At 35.6% G+C, this 24,531-nt stretch carries 14 protein-coding genes and 2 pseudogenes; 1 reads left to right on the plus strand and 15 read right to left on the minus strand.

Annotated features, from left to right (window positions below):
- Window positions 1–93: 93 nt before the first annotated feature.
- Window positions 94–2,538 (plus strand): hypothetical protein, encoded by a 2,445-nt coding sequence (locus EKM60_RS06350; RefSeq protein WP_125713608.1) that lies wholly within the window; start codon window positions 94–96, stop codon window positions 2,536–2,538.
- A 192-nt stretch (window positions 2,539–2,730) separates the two neighbouring features.
- On the opposite strand, the gene EKM60_RS06355 is transcribed toward EKM60_RS06350, so the two are convergent.
- The 15 genes and pseudogenes from EKM60_RS06355 to EKM60_RS06430 all read right to left on the minus strand — a co-directional run bounded on the left by EKM60_RS06355 (window position 2,731) and on the right by EKM60_RS06430 (window position 24,496).
- Complete coding sequence (locus EKM60_RS06355; protein WP_125713610.1) at window positions 2,731–4,152, minus strand: hypothetical protein; 1,422 nt, start codon at window positions 4,150–4,152, stop codon at window positions 2,731–2,733.
- Between the two features lie 334 nt (window positions 4,153–4,486).
- A complete protein-coding gene (locus EKM60_RS06360; protein ID WP_125713613.1) occupies window positions 4,487–5,407 on the minus strand; it encodes a hypothetical protein in 921 nt (306 codons plus the stop codon).
- A gap of 111 nt (window positions 5,408–5,518) precedes the next feature.
- Window positions 5,519–7,915: a phosphoenolpyruvate synthase gene (gene ppsA, locus EKM60_RS06365; RefSeq protein ID WP_125713614.1), complete on the minus strand. Its 2,397-nt coding sequence runs from the start codon at window positions 7,913–7,915 to the stop codon at window positions 5,519–5,521.
- A gap of 152 nt (window positions 7,916–8,067) precedes the next feature.
- Window positions 8,068–9,183: a helix-turn-helix domain-containing protein gene (locus EKM60_RS06370; protein WP_125713617.1), complete on the minus strand. Its 1,116-nt coding sequence runs from the start codon at window positions 9,181–9,183 to the stop codon at window positions 8,068–8,070.
- 481 nt (window positions 9,184–9,664) lie between these two features.
- A pseudogene (locus EKM60_RS11375) lies at window positions 9,665–11,145 on the minus strand (MFS transporter).
- Between the two features lie 255 nt (window positions 11,146–11,400).
- A pseudogene (gpmA, locus tag EKM60_RS06385) lies at window positions 11,401–11,593 on the minus strand (2,3-diphosphoglycerate-dependent phosphoglycerate mutase); the annotation flags it as partial.
- 8 nt (window positions 11,594–11,601) lie between these two features.
- A complete protein-coding gene (locus EKM60_RS06390) occupies window positions 11,602–13,062 on the minus strand; it encodes an ATP-binding protein (protein ID WP_225427015.1) in 1,461 nt (486 codons plus the stop codon).
- 592 nt (window positions 13,063–13,654) lie between these two features.
- Complete coding sequence (locus tag EKM60_RS06395; protein WP_125713623.1) at window positions 13,655–14,344, minus strand: 2,3-diphosphoglycerate-dependent phosphoglycerate mutase; 690 nt, start codon at window positions 14,342–14,344, stop codon at window positions 13,655–13,657.
- Window positions 14,345–14,465: 121 nt separating this feature from the next.
- Window positions 14,466–17,915: a hypothetical protein gene (locus EKM60_RS06400; RefSeq protein ID WP_125713625.1), complete on the minus strand. Its 3,450-nt coding sequence runs from the start codon at window positions 17,913–17,915 to the stop codon at window positions 14,466–14,468.
- A 176-nt stretch (window positions 17,916–18,091) separates the two neighbouring features.
- Window positions 18,092–19,483 (minus strand): hypothetical protein, encoded by a 1,392-nt coding sequence (locus EKM60_RS06405; RefSeq protein WP_125713627.1) that lies wholly within the window; start codon window positions 19,481–19,483, stop codon window positions 18,092–18,094.
- A gap of 53 nt (window positions 19,484–19,536) precedes the next feature.
- Window positions 19,537–20,595 carry an AI-2E family transporter gene (locus EKM60_RS06410; RefSeq protein WP_125713629.1) on the minus strand — a complete coding sequence of 353 codons (1,059 nt, stop codon included), beginning with the start codon at window positions 20,593–20,595 and terminating at the stop codon, window positions 19,537–19,539.
- 10 nt (window positions 20,596–20,605) lie between these two features.
- Window positions 20,606–21,403: a YdcF family protein gene (locus EKM60_RS06415; protein ID WP_125713631.1), complete on the minus strand. Its 798-nt coding sequence runs from the start codon at window positions 21,401–21,403 to the stop codon at window positions 20,606–20,608.
- Between the two features lie 16 nt (window positions 21,404–21,419).
- Window positions 21,420–22,835: a hypothetical protein gene (locus EKM60_RS06420; protein WP_125713633.1), complete on the minus strand. Its 1,416-nt coding sequence runs from the start codon at window positions 22,833–22,835 to the stop codon at window positions 21,420–21,422.
- 101 nt (window positions 22,836–22,936) lie between these two features.
- Complete coding sequence (locus tag EKM60_RS06425) at window positions 22,937–23,917, minus strand: peptidoglycan recognition protein family protein (protein ID WP_125713635.1); 981 nt, start codon at window positions 23,915–23,917, stop codon at window positions 22,937–22,939.
- 102 nt (window positions 23,918–24,019) lie between these two features.
- Window positions 24,020–24,496 carry a sigma-70 RNA polymerase sigma factor region 4 domain-containing protein gene (locus EKM60_RS06430; protein WP_125713637.1) on the minus strand — a complete coding sequence of 159 codons (477 nt, stop codon included), beginning with the start codon at window positions 24,494–24,496 and terminating at the stop codon, window positions 24,020–24,022.
- Window positions 24,497–24,531 lie beyond the last annotated feature (35 nt).

Raw genomic sequence — 24,531 nt, forward strand, 5'->3', positions numbered from 1 at the left:
ATCCTTAGCAAACTTTCATTTATGATGATATAATGAAATAGTTAAATTAATGTAAAATAATTTATATTAATTGTTCTTGACGGGGGCAATTTAATGAAAACTAAATACAAATTAGGCTTATGGGAATTGCTCTTTCTCATGAGTATTTTTGCTATTCTTATAACGAGCACAAATAATGTTTCAGCTTCATTAACGAGCAGCACAGATCTAGCTGTTTTAAAAGACGCTCCAAATGGTATTCCTGTTAGTTCTTATATGTCTAACTCCAAACCAGTATCTCCAACATCTGGATTTCCTTACACCACTAATTCAGCACAGATAGTTGATAAAACTGGTGCTAATTCAGCAAATGGTAATATCGTTTCTTTGGCCAATGGTGCGGATACCTATGGCTCTATTTGGTCTACAAATCAAACTTTTGATATAAGCAAGCCGCAAACTGTATCTGCTTGGTTATATTTTGGAGCTGCGACTGATGATGCTTCTATTAATAGTGAAGGTATTGCCTTTGTCCTTCAAAATGACAATAGGGGTGTTGCCGCTCTTGGCGCTGGCTACGATGGTATGGGTGTTTACGGCTACGACAGATCCGCCATGAATACATTTAACAGTATAGCTGAAAACACGTCTTATCTTCAAAAAACGGCCATCCAAAACAGTGTTGCACTCGGATTTGATGCCGAAAAAAATAATTTCTTTAAAGCTTCAAATGCTCCAATTAAAACAAATACTACATTTCTACCACTTACCACAAATTTCTCACAAAATGGTTTTGATACTCAATTGGGTACTAAACCTCCATCTTCTGTGGATATACCTGGAAACATAATATATGGTAGCATCGGAAATTTTGGTAGTATTGGTGTGACATATCCTGCATACAAAGATACATACAATCAAATTGATTTGGCAGATACAGCTTCCGCAAACAACTACCCTGGATTTGATAAGGGAACTGTCATGGTTCAGGTAAACTCTCAGTCAGCCGGTTTAGTAGATGATATTGACGCAGATAAAAAATCAGTTTTCTGGCATCACGTAACTATTAATTGGACTCCTGCTCCTAGTGGATCCAATAACGGAACTCTTTCCTACATTTACAACGATATTAGTAAAGATGGACTAGAAAATAGTAGTAAGTATCAAAAGACAGCTGATATTCCTGTTGATATTACTAAGTTGAACACAACATCAGGCAAAGTTCGTTGGGGATTCACTGGCGCCAATGGTACTAACAAAAATGTTGCTACTAAATTGGTGGCTTTAGATTCAACACCAGAATCACCTACGACAGACGCTAGTGCTTCAATAACCGATACAACTTTAAATAAAAAAATAACCGATTCTGCTACAGACAAAACGGTTTCTAGTGGTGATGACCTTTCACTCGATTACAACCTTAGTTATATTCGAGGTGATGAAGATTGGAAGTCTATTGCCGCTAAAATCAAGATCCCTAGCAACGTAACTTTGAAACCTGACGCAAATGGAGATATTGCCACTATCACATATGCCGATGGTAAGGTACAACATATTAAACAAACTGATCTAGATGCCGACGGTAATCTTCAAGCTACCCTAGACCATAACTTGTATGCTACAGATAGTTCGGCTACGGTTTCCATTCATGGAGTGGCTAATAACGATACAACCAGTGATATCAATGTAAAACAAGCTGCTGCTTCATTTACAGGTACCAATAGCATTGCTATGACTAGTTCGCCAGCTTTTATCATTGCAGGAAAAAAAGATTACAGCTTAGTCCTTGGTACTAATTCAAGCACCAACTACGATCTGCTTTACAAGAATGATGATTCTACTTTCAATCCTGACCTTAACTTAGGTTACAGTAGCAGTGCTCCCAGTGGCGTTGAGGGCTCTGATATTGTCTTTAAAGTGGAAGTCGGCGGTCACACTTATACAGCTGCTCAAGATATAGATATTGAAAGTGGTTCAACAGCGTCGACAAACATGGATATTAAACAAGTCATCGAAGGTATGGGCGATGATTTCTGGAATATCTTCCCACTGAATTCTACCCAACCTGTAAAAGTCACCGCCATTGATCGAACGAACGGAATGGTATCTAATACACTTACTTACAACGTTACCGTTAAACCAAATAAATCCCTATCGCTGAACGTTTCCGATAGTTTAGCCTTCCAGGATATCCACTTTGGTAATAGATCAGATTATCTTAAACGAAAATCTACCTTTGATCTGAGTGTTACTAGTCTGCGTGAACCATGGGAACTATCAGTCACAACTAAAGGACTGTATAGCAGTAGTAACAGTCTCAATAACAATATGAATTTGGTCTATAAAAAAGACACATCATCAGATTACAAGACGCTTGGTACTACCCCAGTCGTCGTCGAATCAAATAGTAATTCGTATGACACATCAACAACCAATAATATTTCAGGTAATTGGACCGCCGATACAGGATTGCTTTTGAAACAATCAGGAATAAGTCCCGTCGGAACATATACCGGTACATTAACTTGGACCGTATCTGATGGTATTTTAAATAATTAAAAAAAGAGCTGATGGAAAAATCCATTAGCTCTTTTTTGTGGAAAGGACTCATAACTTTTTGAATTAAACCGTTTAAGTTGGATTTCTCCAATTCAAGAGTTATCTATAACTAAATATACTATTGAAATAAATTTGTATCCAAAAAACTACATAGATATTATGAAATACATTTTAAGTTATTTGATATATTACCTAATTAAAGGATTGAAAAATATCATACGAGTTTCTAATGTCATTAAATAACTCATCTTTAGAATTAAATTGAGCAGACTTGCTACTTACAAACTCCGCTACTTCTTTAATACTTTTCAACTCTAATTTAGTCCACATGGCTAAATTAATCATATCCTTTTGACTTATCAAAAGGACATTTCCGGATTTATTTTTAAAAATTGTATTCTCTCCATATTTCTTATCAAACCAATTACCTTGTCGACTACTAACATTATTCCAAACCTCATTAGTGTCAAATGACAACTTTGACAAATCTAAATTGTCACTTAAAATTTGGATTGAATCCTCAAATAATTTCAACTTAGTACTGTCATCAGGTTCAAACGAATCTCCAATTGATTTTGCTACATTCAATCCTGATGGAATTTCAGTATTAAGATATGGAAATCCAAACAAATTAACAATTTTTAGGGAACTCACTCTAAATTTATATGGAGTGGAATCTATTATAAAAATGATACTAAATAGGCCATTATTCACAACAGTAATTTTTAGATTTGAAATAACATCAACATGACTATATACTTCTGAAACTTTTTCTAAATAAGGAACATTTATTATATTAGATGCTAGATTATTTGTAATTATGCCATTATTTTCTCTTACTTTTTTTATAATTCTGTCGGTTTTTTCTTTATCTATTCTCTGTTCATTAGATATAGTTTCTTTATCCAAATGAAAATTCGGATTGACAGTACACTCTTTTTGATAATCTTTAATCATACTACATACTTTATAATAGTCATTTAAATCATTTTGAATATTTCTTGACTTTCTATCAAATTTTCCACTTCTTAAATACGATCTAGTGTATTTTTTTAACGAATCATACTTTGCTCTAAACATATCTACTAACTTTTGAGATGCTATATATTCCCCAGACAATGCTTTATTGCGACCATCATTCATAACATCTTCAATATGTGGATATCTTTTTATAAGATGCTCATATCTTAATTGCTCTTTATCACCATTCGCAATATGTGCACTAGCCATAAACTCGTTATCACCTAACTTACGTACACAACTTGAACCCAAAGTAATGGTGTTTCCTAATCTATTTGATGCAAAATAAACTTCCGATTTTAAGTTTCTTTTGCAGAAAGCACATTTAAACTTGTGACTATTTTTTTCGTCATTCGTTATTTCATGTGGAGACCTTGTATTGTCAACATGCCATTCACCAAGAGATACTCGTACCCAGTCATTGACTCTACGTTTTATTTCTAGTGATTTTGTATTATCCTTTATTATCCCATCTTCTAAACGATTGTACTTATTAAGAAGATTATAAACATAGTTTAGTTCCTCAGATTCACTAATAAATTTACTAACAAGTAAAATATTAGCTTCCTCTTCTGTAATCAATAATTTAGACAAAAAGTATACTCCCTTTATATTATTTATTATCAGCATTATATACGATTAACCGTACGAACTCAAGTTCGTACGGTTTGAGGTATAATCGATTTTATTCACTTATCAAGCCATAAGAAATTAATTATTGAATTACATATATATTTTATATAACATTCATACTCAACGAGATCAATTACATTTTGAATCGAGAAGTTTGTAAAGTCAGGAATCCCGATTGTGCTTGTCTACAAATCGAAACAGTCTTGCCATCTTTATAAGCTATTTTAATTAAGTGCCGAATAACGAGGTTATGTTCGTCAAACAATTTGGTAATTAGTTTAATACTATTTAAATCCTACGATTTTTTTATCTCTTCAATCATTGAGAGAATCAGGTCGTTAGTCAGGTCATCTTCATGCTTTTTTAAATATCCCGCTTCGGCTGATGTCATAAGAAGTAATAAGGAAGCAATTATTATATAAAAATTTATACCTGCAAGATCGCCCGTATTAATGGTCATTTTTTTTATGATTGGCAATATATCCACTAAAAAGCCTAAAAAATACAAAGTATCTTTATATAGCTTTAAACTAGTAGGTCTATCTCTTACCCTTGATCTAGTTATATACTCTAAATGATAAATTGTGGTATCATCTAAAGTTTTTAAAAATAGAATCCATGATTTTCTTTTATCATAAGATACATGAATATACGAAGAATATTTAGAACTACTTTTATAATCTGTGTCCCATATATTTTCAAAGATTTTAGTATTTATATTTACATCTTTTTTCTCCAACATATCTAATAATTTATTTCTTTTAACACTATTTTTGATTGATTCCGGTAAATTTTTGCTTATTTCTTCTATTTGGATCGTAAAAGCAAAATTAATAAAATTCATTAGCATCAATATAAGCGAAATAACTAAAATTAACCATTTCTGCATTTTAATAAAAAAAGCTGCCAAAAATACCATTGATAATATCAAAACAATTGTATTTATTATTATCAATCCACAAGTTTTGAACATACTAAAATATTTATTAGATGATTCCCAAAATATTTTACGCCTAAAAACAACAAATATAGATAATAAAATAATAACTACAAGCCAAATCTCTTCAATCACATTTATCGTTTCACTTTGGGGAACTAATATCATTCCCCAAAAAAACATTTGTAATATTGAGTTTAAATATTCCAATACTCCTTCGTATGATTTATGACTAAGTTTATCCATTTCTTTTCTAATTTCGAACTCTTTTTTTACCATATTCCCTCCAATAAGCATAAATTTCTGTTACAAATTAGACATTAATTCAATTATTTAGTAATAGACACTCTACACAAAAAGACCTCACAATGTGAGGTCTTAATTTTTTACCTACCATTCATAATCAACAGGATCAATTAATCCATGTCCAGTAGCTTTATCCAACATAATTCTCTGTTCAAAGTGAGCAACATTGCGTTTTGTTTCTTTAACCATATCTGGATTAACTGAAACATAATCAATTCCACTTTGGATCAAGAAGTTTGTAAAGTCTGGGAATTCTGATGGTGCTTGTCCACAAATTGAAACAGTCTTGCCATCTTTGTGAGCTGTCTTGATCAAGTGACGAATGGCACGTTTAACGGCAAGGTTACGTTCGTCAAACAATCCGGATACTGTGTCATTATTACGGTCACAGCCGAGTAACAACATTGTTAAATCGTTTGATCCGATTGAGTATCCATCGATAAATTCATTAAATTTGTCGGCCAAAATAATATTAGAAGGAATTTCTGCCATCATGTAAACTTTGAAGTCGGCATTTCTAACTAGGCCTTGGTTCTTCATAATTTCGGTAACTTTTTGGGCTTCTTCAACTTTACGAACGAATGGAATCATAACGTTCAAGTTCTTCAAGCCAAATTCATTTCTAACTTTCTTAACTGCTTCCAATTCTAGTTTAAAGGCATTGATATATTTAGGATCGTAGTAACGTGAAGCTCCACGCCAACCTAACAAATCAGCTGGTTCTTGTGGTTCATACTTATCTCCACCTTTAAGGTTACGATATTCACTGGACTTAAAGTCAGACAAACGTAACACTACTGGTCTTGGTGCCATAGCACGGGCAACTTTAGAAACTCCGTCAGCGAGCATGTCGACGACTTTTTCTGGATGTCCTTGTTCGATCAAATATAGTGGGTGTTCATGAATATATGATGTCCAAATAAATTCTTCACGCATTAAACCAATTCCGTCAGCTGGTAGTGACGAGTACTTGTCGGCCAAATCGGGATCTCCCAAGTTCATCATTACTCCGGTTCCAGTTGGGGCAAATGTCTCTGCGGCAACTACTTGACCAGCTTGGTTAGCTGCTTCAGGTTTCTTTAATAGGCTTTCAACTTTACCTTGATAAACAACTCCGTTTTTAGCATCAACAGTAACGACATCCCCATTATGAAGGGCATCTGTTGCGGCGAGTTGTTTACTTTCGGTACCAACAATACATGGGATCTGCATTTCACGAGATACGATTGCAGCATGACAAGTCATACCACCATTATTAGTGATGATGGCTGCGGCTTTCTTCATAGCTGGGACCCAATCAGGTGATGTCATTAAAGTAACTAAAACTTCACCCTTCTTGAATTGATCAATATCCTTTGGATCGTCGATCACATGCACGACCCCACTAGCTAAACCGGGACTGGCTGGCAATCCACGAACAACAACTTTAGCATCTGCTTGAGCAACCACGTTATCATCTCCAGTATCAGTATCATGATCCTTCTTACTTTGTGACCAAACCGTTTCTGGACGAGCTTGCACGATCCAAAGACGATTTGTGTTGGTATCCAGAGCATATTCCATGTCCATATAACAACCATAATGGTCTTCGATCTGTTGTGCATATCCGGCTAATTCAATTACTTGTTCATCAGTCAGAACTTGTTTATCTTGTAATTCTTCGGGGACTGCCTTCTCAACAGTTCCTCCATCAGCGACTCTCATCAACTGAATCGTTTGTTTAACGACATTCTTTTCGACAATTTTTTTAGTTTTCTTATCAATAACAAAATGATTTGGTGTTACTTTACCTAATACAATATATTCACCTAAACCACGAATTCCGTCGATAGTGATTTTAGAATCATCACCATTGGAAACATCGACTGAGAACATGATTCCTGATGCCTTTGAAAAGACCATCATTTGAACAGCAGCTGACAAAGCTACTTTCTCATATGGGAATTGTTGCTTGTGACGATAATAAGTAGCACGGTCAGTGAATAATGATGAATAACAAGCTTGAACACGGTTAACTACATCATCTTCACCTTTAATATTGAGATATGATTCTTGTTGGCCGGCAAATGAAGCATCCGGAAGATCCTCTGCTGTGGCGGAAGAACGAATTGCCACAAACGGATCATCTTGACCCATTTTTTTGGAGAGATCCGCATAAGCTTTTTTAATATCAGCGGCTAAATCGGCGGGCATTGTGGCACCAACGATCAAATCACGGATCTGTTTGCAAGTTGTACGAAGTTCATCTGAATCTTCATAATCCTTCATACCCTTGAGCAATCCGTTAACTTTGTCGTTTAACCCCGTTTCTTGCATAAAATATCGGTACGCACTAGCAGTAGTTGCAAAACCATAAGGCACTGGCACATCCATGGAAGAAGTCATCTCTCCTAATGATGAAGATTTGCCCCCAACCAAGTTAACATCTTCTCGATGTAATTCGTTGAACCATAAAACATTTGCTGTATCGCGACTATTCATGAAATTACCTCCTTTTATGTTTAGAAAAGTTAATAACGCAAGCTTTGGTAAGCGCTTACAATTACAACTTTATTGTAAAGCACCGATTGGTAAAGTGCAAAGGTGGTTTTCTTATTTGGATATTTTTGGGAGGGTAAAAAAAGACCACACGACTATGTGTGATCTGTGGAATTACTAATATCTATATTGTTATACTGCTTTTTTGAAGTGTTTAACTGAAGATGTTTTTCTCGTTGCAGCCTGCCAGCAACTATTCTCGGATGAATCCTAATTTCTTTCGCAAATGCCTTTATAGCAGTGCTTGAAAAATCATCTTCACTAACGAATTTATCGTATTGCATCGGATCAATTAAATAATTTTGTGCAAATGTATCTGCTTCTTTTTCCAGAGCATCTGAATCCAAAATGCTTTTAAGACCTATATTATCCTCAGCAGAAATAATAATATGACCCTTTTTTTGTTGAAACACATGTTCAATCTCATGAAAAAGTGCAAACCAGAATACATAAGTGTCATTTCTTCGATCATTCATCGCCAGTAACACTTTATCTTTACCAAACCATTTGATAGCACCGTTTATGCCACAATTTTTTAAATTAGGTAACATGACGAATGCAACTCCAGAATTTTTAAAAATTTCTTTTAATCTGGGTATAACTTCCTCTAAATTTTTAGTAGTCATTTCTCTAATTTCTGGCAACATCGATTTTAAGTATTTTAAATCCATTGGTTCAACCGTCTCTGAGTATCCAATATTCAAAGCAGTTTGCACCCAAGCATTTGAATTTATTACATTTTTATTTTTTACTTCTGGTATTGAAGTTTGATATTGCACCAAAAAATCCTTATTTTCTAAAACTTTCAAAGTTGATATATGAAAGAATTTTTTTAATTCAGATATCTTCTCCAAAGTATTATTCGTTGGTTTAACGAGTCCAAGATCACTCCAAAATTTATAGTCAATTTCTTTCTGGATGGTTTTCTCTTGTTCTAAACGATTCTGCTTCTCAATCTGTGCTTTGGTTTCTAAATATTTATCATTAAGATTCTTCCACAAAGTTTCCGAAGTACCTAAAACCAACGCTAAGCTTTCAATCAAATTACTATCTAATTCAATTTTCCCGTTAACTAACTCGCTAACTCTTTTTTCATTAGTATTTAATCGATCCGCCAATTCTCGCTGGTTCATACTCTGATCATCGAGATATTGCTTAATATAATATCCGGGATGAAAAGCAATTAAATTGTCATTACTAATTTTAAGCATAATGATTCGACACCTCCTCAACTTTGATGATATTAATACTGCTGTAAAAGAGTTTCAAATTCAGATTTTTATCATTCACAATTACTGTGTCATTCTTGTCTAGTGGTTGTATTATCAATCGGTAACTACTAAATCTACCATCAATATCCAAAGCATAGTAATTTTTTCTATTTCCAGCCAACTTATGCAGCTTATATATCCTTAATGCATTAACATCTTCTAAAGATTCTGAACTCTCAAGTAAGTTTATTAATCCAAATAAAACATCGGCAGTACGTGATCCTAATTCTCTTCTAGATTTTTTTAAATTAGTACATAATTTCTCAACTTTTTTAGTACCATATTTCAGTTTGATTGGAAGTTACCACCGTTATTATAATTTATCTTACCAAAATAGTAAGACTTTCTCAATTAGTCAATTTTTAATTACAGTATAAATTACAAAAAAATAGGACTGCACAAAATGTGCAATCCTAAAATTTTAATTTGCCCGTAAAGAGCGTTTCTTTATAGCTTCACGTCTAAATAAATAACCTAAAATCAAAATAACAGCAATAATCAAAATCAAAGCCGTTAACATAATATTATGAATCCCCGAGAAGAAGATCCGTTTCATCTGTGGCACATAAGCTTGTGGCAACTCCTTAGCTACTGCCGCATTACTCAATTTATTCAACATCGAAATCGTAATATGACCATGGCTTTCACGAACCCCTTTGATCAAGGCCAAATTCAAAATCACACCATAAATCGAAGACATAAATGTTTGACTCAAGATTCGCACTAAATAAGCAAAAGAAGTTGAAATTGGAACATCCCTGGTCTCAACATCAAATTGAACTGCAATCAATAAGGCATTAAAGCAAACTCCGACACCAAATCCTTCAAAAACTCCCATTATCAATAAGAACGTATAACTGGCATTTTGATCAGCCAAATACAAACCAGCAAAGGAAATCAAAAAGGCTGCCGTTCCGATTGCAATAATTGAATAACGACTCATTCTACGTTGCATAAATGGTTCCAATTCAGAACCAACAAAGTTAGCGATTGCACCAGGTATTTGAGTCATTCCACCAATCAAAGCACTCAAGCCCAAATACCTTGTGCCCACATTGGAATGTAAATATTAAAGGCCACAAACGAGCCCCATAACAAAGCAAACAGTATTAAATCAATGACTAATTTTTCGTTTTTAAACAGTCGATTGGGAACAATCGGATCGGCGACTTTGGCTTCAATACGTGACATCCAATAAATCAATCCTGCACCTATGACAATAAAACCGATCGTAACAAAGATCGATGAAACTCCTAACAATTGAATACCAATTAAAATTGATGTTAACCCTAAAACCATCAAGATAGCACCATAATAATCGACTTTTTCTTCATTTAGTTTTTCTTTCAAATTAAAGAATAGAGAAACAATCACGATCGATAATAAAGCCAACGGTAAGTTAATATAAAATACCCAATGCCAACTGAAAGTATCAACGATCCAACCACCAATTAAAGGTCCTACAATCGAGGTCCCACTAAAACCGGCTGAAGCAATCCCAATAACTTGCGAACGACGTTTAATATTCTTGAAAATTTGCGAATAAATAATGAACGGAATGGTATTCATCCCACCAGCACCGATACCCATAACACTTCTGGCCGTAATGAACCAAATAATGTTAGGCGCTAATCCTTGGAACAGCGCTCCCAGCATGAAAACAATTGTTGCCGTAATATAGGCAACTTTATTTCCCTTCTTTTCCCCAAACTTACTCCATAACGGAGTGGAAACTGCCATCCCCAAAAGAAAAATGGCAACGATCCAGCCCATATACTGAATACCATGCAAATCACTGATGATAGCCGGCAATGCAGTATTAATGATAGTTGCATCCAAGCCCGCCATCATATTAGACAGCACTAGCGCAAATGTCACCAAAATTTTACGATTTCTACTCATACCCCTACTTCTTCCTATTAAATTCCAACAAAAAATAAGACTCACACTCCGTGCAACGTCTTATTTATCAAGTTAAACATCATAATATATTTATAATTATAGACTTTTTATAAATTTCATACAATTGACGGTCAAGTTTAATAATCTGAACATAAAAAAATACAACCAACATTTTATGTTAGTCGTATTTTATAGGTATACGGTCGCTGAAGCGACCCCATAAGTAATTCTAAGTGGCATAGCCACTAAGAATTATTAATTAAGCTTCTTCTTACTTACAACATTCAACTTGTCATCCAAGTCATAAACAACTGGTTCACCAGTAGCCATTTCAACATCCATGATGTCAGCATCACTAATGTTTTCAATGTATTTTGTAAGGGCACGTAGTGAGTTACCATGTGCAGCGATGATTAGGAGCGATTTCATCTTCCCAGAATGGGATTATAATCCAAACTACTTTATCAATTTATAATATTGATTTGGGGATGTCGGAGCTGAGGCGACTCTTTCAAAAATTCCCATTTTAGTCAGATGATTTAATGCATTTCTAGCGGAACTCATACTATAACCATTAATACCTTCATATAATTCACGTGTACGAACACTACCATGTTCATACGCTAATCCTATCGCAGTGTGTTCAATAAAATTAAGCTGTTGCCAATCCTTTCCAATCTTTGATTCTAAGTCATCATTTTTCCTAAATGATCTCATAATGATGTTATTTTTTAAAACTAAATTAACACTGTTGGCGTCCACCTCATAAATAGGATCATCCAAAAAGAACTCATTCATATCTTTATAAATACGATCAACACCTTCACCAAATTCACGTACCCAACCAAAATCGGTTAATGCTCTTGCAATATATGGATTTCTTGAATAATGTGTTCGTCTGATATTTTCAGTAGTAACCACTGCAGGCAAACTACCAGGACTATGGACTTCCAAACGGTCATCAAACATCAATACTCTAATATCATCACCAGTATAATTATAACCACGGTGTACTACCGCATTAACGATTCCTTCAAGCCACGCCCCCTTAGGATACTCTGGAACATCAACAAATTTACCCGACTTAGTATCCAAACTAGAGAACGTACGAAGTTGTGATTCCAAAATATCACTGGCTTGTTCTAACATTATATCTAATGGACCTTCAATTCTGATTTGTTTAACAATATTCATATCAGAACCGGTTTTTGCTTCTCGACCTTCATATCTAATAAATCTGATTCTTGCACCAGGAATAAATGCGGTTGGATACTTAGAAAGTAACAATACCCCAGCCACTGTCAGCCTGTAATGCATTCGATCATTCTTATCTCTAATACGTTTAGCTAGACCCTTAGGGAAAAGAAGATCCCAAAGATTATCCCCATCAAACCCGTACAGTTTTTTATATTTTTCAACCGTTTCACTGTCCAAATCATCTAAGATTGCCTCGTCAATAGCTTGACTTTCAAATTCACGAATCCCCTTATCGAATTCCAAATTTTTACGTTCTTCAAATGTAGCGTGATGAGTTTCATCCCCTAATCTAAGATATACTTCGTCCCTTTTGTTCATATATAGTTTATTATCAGTAGGCAGCACTGTCAGTAACCAGATTTCATCGGATAACCCTTGTCTATTGAGTACATATTTCACATTTTTCTCTATCTCTAATGTTGGTACTACTCGCTGAGATCCAATTTGAAGAATATCATTCTTCTTTTGTGACGATAATAAATTAATTCCCTCATATTTTTTATCTTTAATACCCAATGCAACCGTTCCACCATCGGCATTAGCAAATGCTATCAAAATATTAGCAAGTTTATTTAAGTCGTACGTGGCGCTCTTTCGATCGAACGTCTTGCCTTCTGGAATGCTTAACAAATCTTTTTCTTCGTAATTAGGAGTATTCAATTCCATACCTCATATTTCTTACACAAAGCCACTTCATGCTCTGCAAATTTTTCCAGCTCTAAAGAATTGCCTTCAGCTCCGTAAAGCTTTGTTCAGCTCTACAAAACTACTCTCAACTCCGTAAAGCTTTATTCAGCTCTACAAAACCACTTTCAGCTACGTAAAGCTTTATTCAGCTCTACAAAACTACTTTCAGCTATGTAAAGCTTTATTCAGCTCTACAAAACTACTTTCAGCTATGTAAAGCTTTATTCAGCTCTACAAAACTACTTTCAGCTATGTAAAGCTTTATTCAGCTCTACAAAACTACTCTCAGCTACGTAAAGCTTTATTCAGCTCTACAAAACTACTCTCAGCTACGTAAAGCTTTATTCAGCTTTACAAAACTACTCTCAGCTATGTAAAGTCTGACATTTCATTCTTAACATGTACTATTATATCAGCTTTACTAAAACCAACAATTTAAATGACAAAAAAATACGACCAGACACAATATGTGCGGTCGTATTTTTTATGCAACTAAAGGTATGCGGCCGTCTGTGACGACCCCATAAGAAATTCTAAGTGACAAAGTCACTAAGTATTTCTAAAATTAGTTTAACTTCTTCTTACTTACAACATTCAACTTGTCATCCAAGTCATAAACAACTGGTTCACCAGTAGCCATTTCAACATCCATGATGTCAGCATCACTAATGTTTTCAATGTATTTTGTAAGGGCACGTAGTGAGTTACCATGTGCAGCGATGATTACGTTCTTGCCATCAAGTAATTTAGGAGCGATTTCATCTTCCCAGAATGGGATTACACGTTCCAAAGTAACTTTGAGGTTTTCACCACCTGGAACGATCTTTGGATCAAGGTTAGCATAACGACGGTCGTTAGCTGCTGAGCCTTCATCTGTAGCTTTCAATAATGGTGGCAATGTATCGTATGAACGTCTCCAGATATGAACTTGTTCATCACCATACTTTTCAGCTGTTTCAGCTTTGTTTAATCCTTGCAAAGCACCATAGTGACGTTCGTTAAGTCTCCATGTCTTTGTTTCAGGGATCCATAATTGGTCACAGCCTTCAAGAGCATAGTGCAATGTCTTGATAGCACGTGTCAATACTGATGTATATGCTTGGTCGAATTCGATTCCAGCTTCTTTAAGAAGTTTACCAGCATTTTGTGCTTGCTTAACGCCTTCTTCACTAAGGTCAACGTCAACCCAGCCAGTAAATTGGTTTGATAAATTCCATTCACTTTGTCCGTGACGAATGAAAACTAATTTTGACATTTAAAAATCCTCTTTTCATTTCTTATACAACTCCACATTTTACACGAAAAAAGTAATAAAAAAAAGTTATGTTCCTTAAAAGCAACACAACTTTCTTATAAAAACGTTTTCAGATATTTATCTATTCTTTCTTTTTCAAACTAATCAACGAAAAACTAGAAATCGCTAATAATAGACTGCCTAATAGTGCCCAGATTCCTCTACTTTCTTGACCCATTTGTGGAAGTACTTTAGCTGTTTTATTCAAATCATTCCGTGACGTTTTAACAGTCGAGTCATAGAATTGACCAGTTTCGGGGATATAAACAATATCATTATATCCATGCCCCTCGTTCCCCGATGGGGTTTGAATAGTGATATCAGGATCTGGATCATTAGTGTCTGTTGGATCTGGTGTTTCCGGATCACTCGGGTCAATTGTGTCCGGGTTCTCTGGATCTGGGGTCTCTGGTTCACCTGGATCAGTTGTGCCCGGATTGTCCGGATCTGGAATTTCTGGAGTACTTGGATCAGTCGTACCTGGATTATCTGGATTCGAGATTTCTTTAACCTCATTAAGTGTGATTGTCGGCGCCTGTTTAATAGTCAATGGATCAAAAGTATTGTCGATCGTTTCACCACCAGAATATGTTCCAGTAATAGTTCCACCACTATTAGAAGCCTTGTTTGGAGCAGGATTGTCTATTTCACTACCGGATATTAAAGAGCCATTATGCCAATCACCTGAAGAATCTAATGTTTCTGTCGAAAATGTCTTCAGACCTGGCAATGTATCTTTACCAGCTAAATTGGTATTATCTCCAGTACCGTCTTTAGGTGACGCAGTATAAAAGAAAAGAAACTGGGTATTTGCATTAATATTTATACTGATACCAGTAAACATATTCATAAGTTCTTCAACTGGATCAAGGCTTGTAAAGGTATAAATATCACTCAAATTATTCACTGTTGTATCAGTATTACTTCCCGCCCCTGGAACCTTAACTCCAGTCAAATGATATGTAATTCCGTCCTTTTCAACAGAATGCACGATCATCCAGTTCAGAACGCCTCTCAGTTCGTCTAATAGATTTTGACTAACACTATAATATTCAGTACCGGTGGAGCTTGTTGATAGTATTTTATCTTCTTCGTTAACTAAGAATCCGTCATCATCCTTATAGTATTCATACATATAACTATGCAAATCATTATTATTTTTACCAACAAAGTAATTTAGATCTTCTCCTAAATATGTATATATATTTATCTGTGAATTACCTTCATCAGAGTCTTCAACACTTGCCGCAACACCACTAGTAGATAATATAGACCCATCCTTCATATTTTTAACAGCGTCCGCATTATTCTTCTCGTTAGGCGAACTATTATTTAAAAAGTTCAGCAAACCATTATAGCTAGTCTCAAAGTTTGTAAAATTGGTGTTAAATGTTTCATACTGTTCGTTCACATTCGTTACATTAGGATAAGTATAGGTAATGTCGCTAGTATCATAGTCAGCTTTGGCAGTTTCCAAAGTATTTACCAAGTCAGCATAGCTAAGATTGTTATCTCCACCATTAATTGCTGCCTTATAATCTGCTGCCTTCGATATTAAGTCATCCCCAATAGCCTTGAATTCACTTGTCAAAATCGACCAAGTGTCTCCTTGGTAAGCTGCATTATAAATTGTTTTTAGCATTTCCTGATCACTGTTAACTGCCAAAACAATATTATTTATTTGAACAATTCTTTGTTGTAACTGTGATTCTGCATTAATAACCGCAAGTAATTTAGGCGTGGAATTCATGACCTCTGTATTCTGAGCAAATTGTTCTGTCAATTCTTTTTGTAAAGCAGACAAATCTGGCAATGCATCATCGATTGCTTTAATATTCTGACCACCATTATCTAATGCCGTCTGGTAAGAATCCAAGTCTGTTTTATAATCAGATTGACTACTACTAATTTCTCCAAGTGCTTCTTCAACTTCCGCTTGAGAAGTATCAACAGCCTTCTGCAATTTATCAAAATCTGGTAATGTCTGTTCAGAATTACTTGTTGAAATCACTGCTTTATTATATTCTCCATAGGCAGTTTGCCAAGCCGTCAATTTATCATGTAAGTCAATCAAAGCATTATTATATTGTTCTATAACGTCCTGTTTTGCTTGCAACAAATCGACATATTTCAGCTTATATGGAGCTGAAACATCATTAACTACTTGCTCTGCTGCTTTCAGAACTTCTTCAGCTGTAGCCAAATCTGCTTCTTTCAAGGATACCTGCTCCTCATAGTGACTAATTTCCAAACCTTTCTGCTGGGCCTTTAATAAGCTATTCTTTGCAGTCTCTAAAGCATGTACTTTGCTAGCGTGATCTGCTTCTGCAGTTTCATAACTCTCGAATTCATTTGGGAAAATTTTAGACAGATTAACATAATTTAAAATAATGTCCTTATTATTTGGATCTAAAATAACAGTATTATATTTTTCTTGCATCTCGGTTATCTTATTAGCTGCATCTTCTACAGCCTTTTGCGCAGCTCTCAAATCAGAATCGTTAGCTTTATCTGACATTTTCAATCCATTTAAGGCATCATTATAGGCCTTGACGGCATCCTGCCAAGATGTAACTGTACCCTGATATGAATCAACTTTATTCTGAACATCACTATGCGCATCAACCGCGGTATCATAGGATTCTTTAACTTTAATATCAGCTAAGATCTGTGTTATATCGGGAACATCATCTGAACTGATTGTTGCCATAGTTGATCCAGACTTATCATTATAGGCAGTTACTGCAGTATTATATTCCGTTACTGCCGCATCATAGGTCGTTTTCAAATTCTCTAAATCGGCACTGGTATTAGTCGAATCAGCAAGTCCATTATTCAACGCGGCAGCTGCCGAATTAAGGCTGGCACTGGCCTGATTAACCTGATCCGATACAGTATAATTATCCAAATTAGTTTGAACTGTCTGCAATTGATCGGCAACATTCTTCTTGAAGTTATCAGTCAATTGTTGATAATCTGATAATTGTGTTCCAGTCGTTTCAGTATCGGTGACTTGATTGACGGCATTGGGCTGATCCTTAATTGTCTCATTGATTTTTGCCTGATATACGTTGATCAATTCTTGCGTCTTAGTTGTTGTACCACTGAACTCTGCCGCGTTATTTTGATACTCACTCATGGCATTCTGTAAGGTTGTTTGCCAATCAGTTTGCGATGTTAAATTGGGATCATTCAACAATTCCTGCAACTTAGCCAGACTATCGTTCACAACGTCTGCTTTTCCGTTGGCATTATCGACCTGATCCTGAGCGTTTGTATAGTGATCTGATAAAGTAGTTGGCGCATCTGGTGGCTGCACAGTTTCACTTGAATCGACTGAATCTGAACTTTCCGGTTGTGAGACCGCAGTAGTTTCCGGCGTTGTACTTCCTGTCTCCGCCGAAACTGTTACCTGATTAATGGTAAGTCCTCCCGCAATCCCAACTGTGGCCACTGATGCTAAGACCAAATTATTACTAATTTTAGAAATTCCCCTGTGTTGATGGGGTGAATGCTTGTCATTACTAGACATAAGTATTTCCTCCCAATCATATTGATAAATTTCATCCCTAAAAAATATAAAATTATATTTATTAAGTAAGCTAAGTATATCAGGAATTTCCTAGACTTTGTGAACTTTTTCATTATTGGCCAATCAAAAAAATGATCATCTCAAGTCAAATAGACTTAAGAGAATCATTTTGATTATTATTGCTTATAAACTGGAGTTTCAATATCTGACAATGTTGAAATATCCATTTTGATTTTGGCGTTCTTATTAAGATAGCCATTTACCTTGTCGCTACCAGCAAAGACGGCTGTGATCTTATCAGTTCCGTTCAGTAATTCAGAAATTGATTTAGCATTTTGATCTTGTGTCATAACTACCGGAATGATCTCAAAACCGGACTTTCTCAAATTGAGCAATTCCTTATAATATTTAGAATCGATCGATACAAAAATAGTTGCTGAAACTTGGCGTAATGCTTGATGTTTTAACCACCAAACAATCAATTCATCATCTGATTCAAAAGTATTGATCAAGACATTGCCCGGTGTAAATAACTGGATCAATGGTTCATTTTCGGTGTAACTCTTGATCATAACTAAGGTTCCATCCTGACGATAGAAGTTCTCACGAACAACTTTGTTTGGATCATGATGATCATAAAATTGTGTGGCCGAGATAACACCATTAACGTCAAAGATATCACGACTCAACAATTTACCACTCTTATAGTGACGAATAACTTGCAAGTTTTGGTCAGCATCACGGGAAACTTCCATGATCAACTCACTGTCAGAATTAAGGATACGATCCTTATTATCTGCCATATGTTCAACATGATAGTCTTCTTCAAATGGCACTTCTGCCGGTGTGATGGGAACATTGTTGTTTCTATCTTGAAGATCATTGTACATATTTAGTAAGTAGGCACTATTGTTAGCCAGACCTTCATTTTGATAATCGATCCATGTTTGATTAGCGTGATCATCATAGGAAACAGAAATAGCATTCGCAATCAAACTCTTTTCAGATAAAGTTTGATTGATCTGTTTCCACATTTGTTCAACGTGATGATCCGGTGTATCGGTCAAATGGTCAGTAAAGATAAAGTAATTACGATTTGGATCTAAGAATATTTCATTAGCCATTTCATCGGTATCAAACCACTTACGCAATGAATCGTTAATAGTCTTGATTTTAGCAGCGGCATTGTCACGCATGTCTTCATCATCAACTCCGGCACTACGCAAGATATGATTACTATAACTGCGTTCAGCTAGTAATTCATGACGCAACTTACTCTTCAAAGAATCTGTTTGATCTAACACATCCTCCAAATTTTGTTCAGTGTATTGCCAGTCATCAGCGTTTTCAGCTTCAGGAACTTCCTGTTCTTCGTAGTAATAACCAGGCATCTCTGGACCTTGAGAATATGGTTCAGCAGGTGCTTGTTGCTGTGGCTGCTGTTGAAATTGTTGAGGATCATTATTAAAATCTGGCTGAAATTGTGATCCTTGATAAGGCGCCATATTGTTTTGTTCATAGTTGCCTGTATCTGGACTATCTTTTTTCTTCCTATCAAAAAATGACATATGCGTGTCTCCTCTATACTCAATAACCTAATTATAATATACGATATTAAATTCTATTTGGATTTCCGGTAATTCTTTAGTTTTATTTTATTTCTCTTCTTATTTCCGCCAATCGAATGAACTCCCAATATATCTAGGAAGAAGACGAAAATTGGAATACCGATGATCAATCCCCAAGTTCCGATCAATTCTTCCGAAGCTAAAAGAACAACGAAAGTAAAGAAGATCGGCAAATGAGTCATGCTGGACATGAACTGTGGATTCAAGAAATATGTTTCGATCATATGAATAACGATAATCATAATAATTATATAAACGACATACTTAACTCCGCCAACCGAATAAGCCACAAAACTCAACGGTACCAACGATATGATAACTCCGGCTACCGGAATAAGCGACATAATAAAGACCATAACGGCTAAAGCAATGATCCCCGGCATCTTCAAGACGATCAACGTGATAGTCGTCAAAGTTGTATTCACAATGGCGATCATAAGTTGTGCTTCGATAACAACTCCAAAAGTATTGATGAATTTTTGACCATAGTAACGAAGATCTTCAAATACCCAACCGTACTTGCTATTTAAAAATTGACGTCCAAAGTCATTCATTTGCTCTACTTGACTAGTATAGAAGAAACTGAGCAAAAATGACAAAAGAATATTCAATCCTACTGCTCCGACACTAGTAATATAGTTGACCAATTGTGTAACAGCAACCTTGATCTGATTATCAAGATTGATCTGCTTTAAGTAGTCATAGATCACCTGCAGATAGGGATTGGAACGCATTTCTTTACTCTGATAAAAATCCTGCAGAGAAGAAAACATCTTGACGGTTTGGCTAACTAATTGCGGAACATAGTTAGTTATCGCAAAGACCAGCATTGCTATGATCAATAAATACACTGGCACAATGATCCAGACCGGCTTAATATTGATCTTTCTTTGTACAAAACGAACAAATTGAACCGATAAAAACGTAAAGATAAAAGTTAAGAGAAATAAACTCATCATACTGCGGAAAAAGTAGAACACTAACATGACCGCAATCAACAAAGTTACTCTCCTGAGCCTTAAGTTGGCAACAAACTTATCATATGAAAACATAAAAATCTCCCTAACTTACTAATGTACTAACTAGAATAACAAACATCATTAGAAATGTCGTCAAAAGAGTGTAACGCTGATACCAAACAAATGCTGTAAACTCGCGAAACATGGCTGGATATTTGAACAGTTTCCAGGTCTTTGCTTGCACAAAATTAGGACGCAAATGTAAATCTTTAGCATACTTATTTACCCTTGGCACATGATACTCACTGGTAATGATCAATATTTGAGGAAAATAGTTATTCTGCCAGTCAGCCCTAATTCTGATCGATGAATATTCCAGATTCTGCATCGTATTCAGCGATCGTGTTTCAGTCATAATGACCTCTGGCTTGATACCATTTTTTACTAAATAATCTCGCATCATCTCTGCTTCAGATTTAGGATTAGTTGAGCTAAATCCTCCACTGACCAAAATTCTGGGACGACTATCAAATTTTTGATATATCTCGATAGCTTTATCCAAACGACTCTTAAGATTCGGAGGTATTCGGGTACTCATGATCTTAGTCCCCAAAACGACAATATAATCGACATCTTTAATAGTAGAATCTTTCCAAAGTGACATCCGGATCATGTAGTTTGCCATGATTATAAAGAATACTAGATTAATAAAAAACATCATGCCCACAATTAAGTTGAACAATCGTGAAGAATCCCAAAGTGGCACACTTCCTAACCCAACCAGAAAAACCCCTGCGATACTCATATATAGAAATGGCCAGCGACTGTACATGGCACGAGCCTTGTAAATCATTAAAAACTCTATTACTGAGATGATGACTGTTCCTAAAATATAGAACATGAATTCCTCCAAAAAACTAATTTACGGTAAACTTCAAGGCTGGAACTTTGAGTGAAACGCCTTTAACCAGCGTCCACGTAATTGTTGTAGAATCCTTATCTGGTTGTCTTAATAAATACAATTTGTTATTGAGCATGCCGTAAACTAGAAACTTCCCTTTACTTGTCGTAACGGTCGGACTGTTATCACCATTTTGAGCGGCTGTCACCAAAAAGATATACTGCATATCAGGTTGGCTATTACCGTCAATATCAACACCCTTATAATCACTAACATTTTGATTGGTACTGTACTTACCACCAAAGTTAACTTCGACATCGCCGACTTGTTGCTTATTATTATCAGAAATCGCCGCTACCATCTGCATGAAGTCAGCATTTGACTGAATCGGATCAGACAAATAGCTCAAGTAGTAATTGTTAGTTTGAGTTATCGCATCTTCTAAAGAAGTCTGTTTAGAACTAGATTTACTCAACAGATTACCCTTAGAATTAGTCTGACCTTCCTGTTCCCTAACTGTATAGTCACTTGAGAATAAATATATCTGGTCAGAATCCTGTTCGATCCGCGTTCTAGCCAAATTGATCTGATTACCAGTTGCCTTCGAGTTAACTTTGAGGTTAACACCCTTTGGCAACAGATGATCCTGATTTTGACCATGGAAATAATAGTCGATCGTCAAAAGATTCTTCGGTACTAAATAATACTTACCATAAAGGTTCTTAATTTGACCCGATGTGACCAAAGTAGTCATGACCGTTGGATTATCAGCTTTATCATCGATCGTTTGAGCAGCATGCTCTGTCAAAGTCATCTGATAGGTTCCATCTTCATTAATAGTCAAATTACCATCAGTCCGACGATAATCTATGATTGTTCTAAAGTCATACGTGCCAACAAAATCGGTGTTCTTAGGCTTTTGTGCACCATAACCAATATCAACGATATGGTTTTTCATCTGACTATAACTGATTTTTTGAGCTCGATCTTTATTGACCTGAACGGCCTTAGATTTCTTGTCAGTCTTTGTGATATAAGCAAATTTATAAGTACTGCCATTGTATTTGACATAATATCCTTGCATATGGCGTCCATAAACGTTTTCTTTATACGTCTTACCCAGTGTAAACACTAACTTATTAGTGGAATTAACAGTGATAGTTTTACCATTGTCATCCAACGTATAAGACGGCTTTTTATTATGTACATTAAGTCTTTGAATCCCAACTTTGTCTCCAATAGCGGACATATCAGTCACATTAGCTTTTTTATTGGCAAATTTAACTGACACAACATCGTCCTCGCCTTGATCTTGATATAAATACCAAGTGTGATCCGTAGCAGTAACTACCGCATTGTCTTTTTTGCTACATCCAAAAATTACGCTAAAAAAAGCCAAAATGGTCAAAATTGCTAAAAGTTTTTTCCACATATTTCAAAAACCTTTCATATATATAAGGATATTATACAACGTAGCACCGAAACGAAAGTATAAAAAAAGAATCCCTTACGGGATTCTTTCAAAAATCTTGTTTAGAATGCTGAATATTGTGAATAAGTATCCATTACCCATTCTTTAACTGATACACGATAGTAAACGTGACCGTCAAATGTCTTTGTTTCAGCAACTGCCCAAGGAGTGTTATTAGCTAAAGCACGAACAGTTTGTTTTTCGGGCAAACCAGTATCTTCATTGAACATATAGATAGGAACATAAGAACCATTTGGATTGTTAACTTGTGTTACACCGATGACATCTTTATCACCAGTATTGTTGTTAGAGTCGCCACCGCCATTAGTTGAACTGTCGCCGCCACCATCAACTGAACCTGAGTTCTTTAGGTTGTTGTAGTATTGACCGATAAGTTCATTAAGCTGTGACATACTGTAGCCCCAGTTATTGAAGTAACCAACAGGATCATTATGGTTTGTTTCACCATACATCTTAGAAATATCATCATGTGATACAACTGTAACGCCAGGTGTAAATGGCAAGTTGTATTGGATCAATTTAGAAGCAATATAGTAAGCGTCATTTGACACTGATCTAGCAAATTCGTCAGTTGTGTTAACTTCACAAAGTTCTACTTGAACATAGTTGTTATTGGCTGTGTGTCCTGCACCCCAGACACCATAGTCAGTATTGTGAATGTTGATAGTTTCATTAGCATCAACGAAAGCATGAACATAAGTTTGAGCATTTCTCCATTCACGATTGAAGTAAGTTACCTCATTACGTGCAGATGCACCAGGAGTAGCTGTTTCGTGAACAACAACACCGATCGGTTTACCAACACCATTAGCGTAACCGAACCATTGATCAAAAGTTCCTTCTTCATTTTGAATTGAAACAGGTTTAATATTATTAGCTGCAATATAGTCATTGATTGCTGAAGCTTTTACTGTTTGTTGAATTGATACTTGGGGAACCACTTGGTTCACCGTTACATATCCCGCACCGGCTAAAGCAACAGAAGTTGCTAAAGTAGCCATTAATCTCTTTTTTGATACCATATAAATTATCCTTCCCACCGTTAAATTTCTTAACCACTAAATTATAACAAGATTCTTTGTCAAATTGACAAAAGTAATAAAGCTGTAATCAGATGGTAAACTTCATGACGCTACCATCATTTGTAGTTTACTGCGAAGCTTACTGCGCCAATGCCTGAGGTTCCGTGTCGAACAGTTGTAACGCTTCGCTAATATTACTAGAGATTCTTGATTTATGAAATGTTCCTGCAACAAAACAATTTCCATTTTAGCGAGCTTTTTTAAATCCACATCTTGGATCAAATTGAGTATTTCTTCAGCCTCTACTCTGCCAAAATCAAACTCCTCCAAAGAATGCACGTCCTTATACTGTTTTTCCTTACGCAATAAGTCAGTTAGTTTCCAAACTAGTTTTTGATAGAGATAGACTTTCGGATTATTCTGCGTCTGAGCCTGTTCAAAACCTAAAGCATATAGAATCACTGCTTCTTGAAAGTAATCTTCATAATCAACTCGAGTCGGATAGATATGAACTCGTTTCAAAACACCGTGGATCAGACGTTCGTTTTCAATTGCTGAAATAAATCCTTGTTCATTCATTGTGAGTAAGCTCCTAAGATTTTTTACCCACAGGC

Origin of the sequence: Companilactobacillus kedongensis, assembly GCF_003946625.1 — a bacterium.
In the GTDB taxonomy this organism is placed as follows: Bacteria; Bacillota; Bacilli; order Lactobacillales; family Lactobacillaceae; genus Companilactobacillus; species Companilactobacillus kedongensis.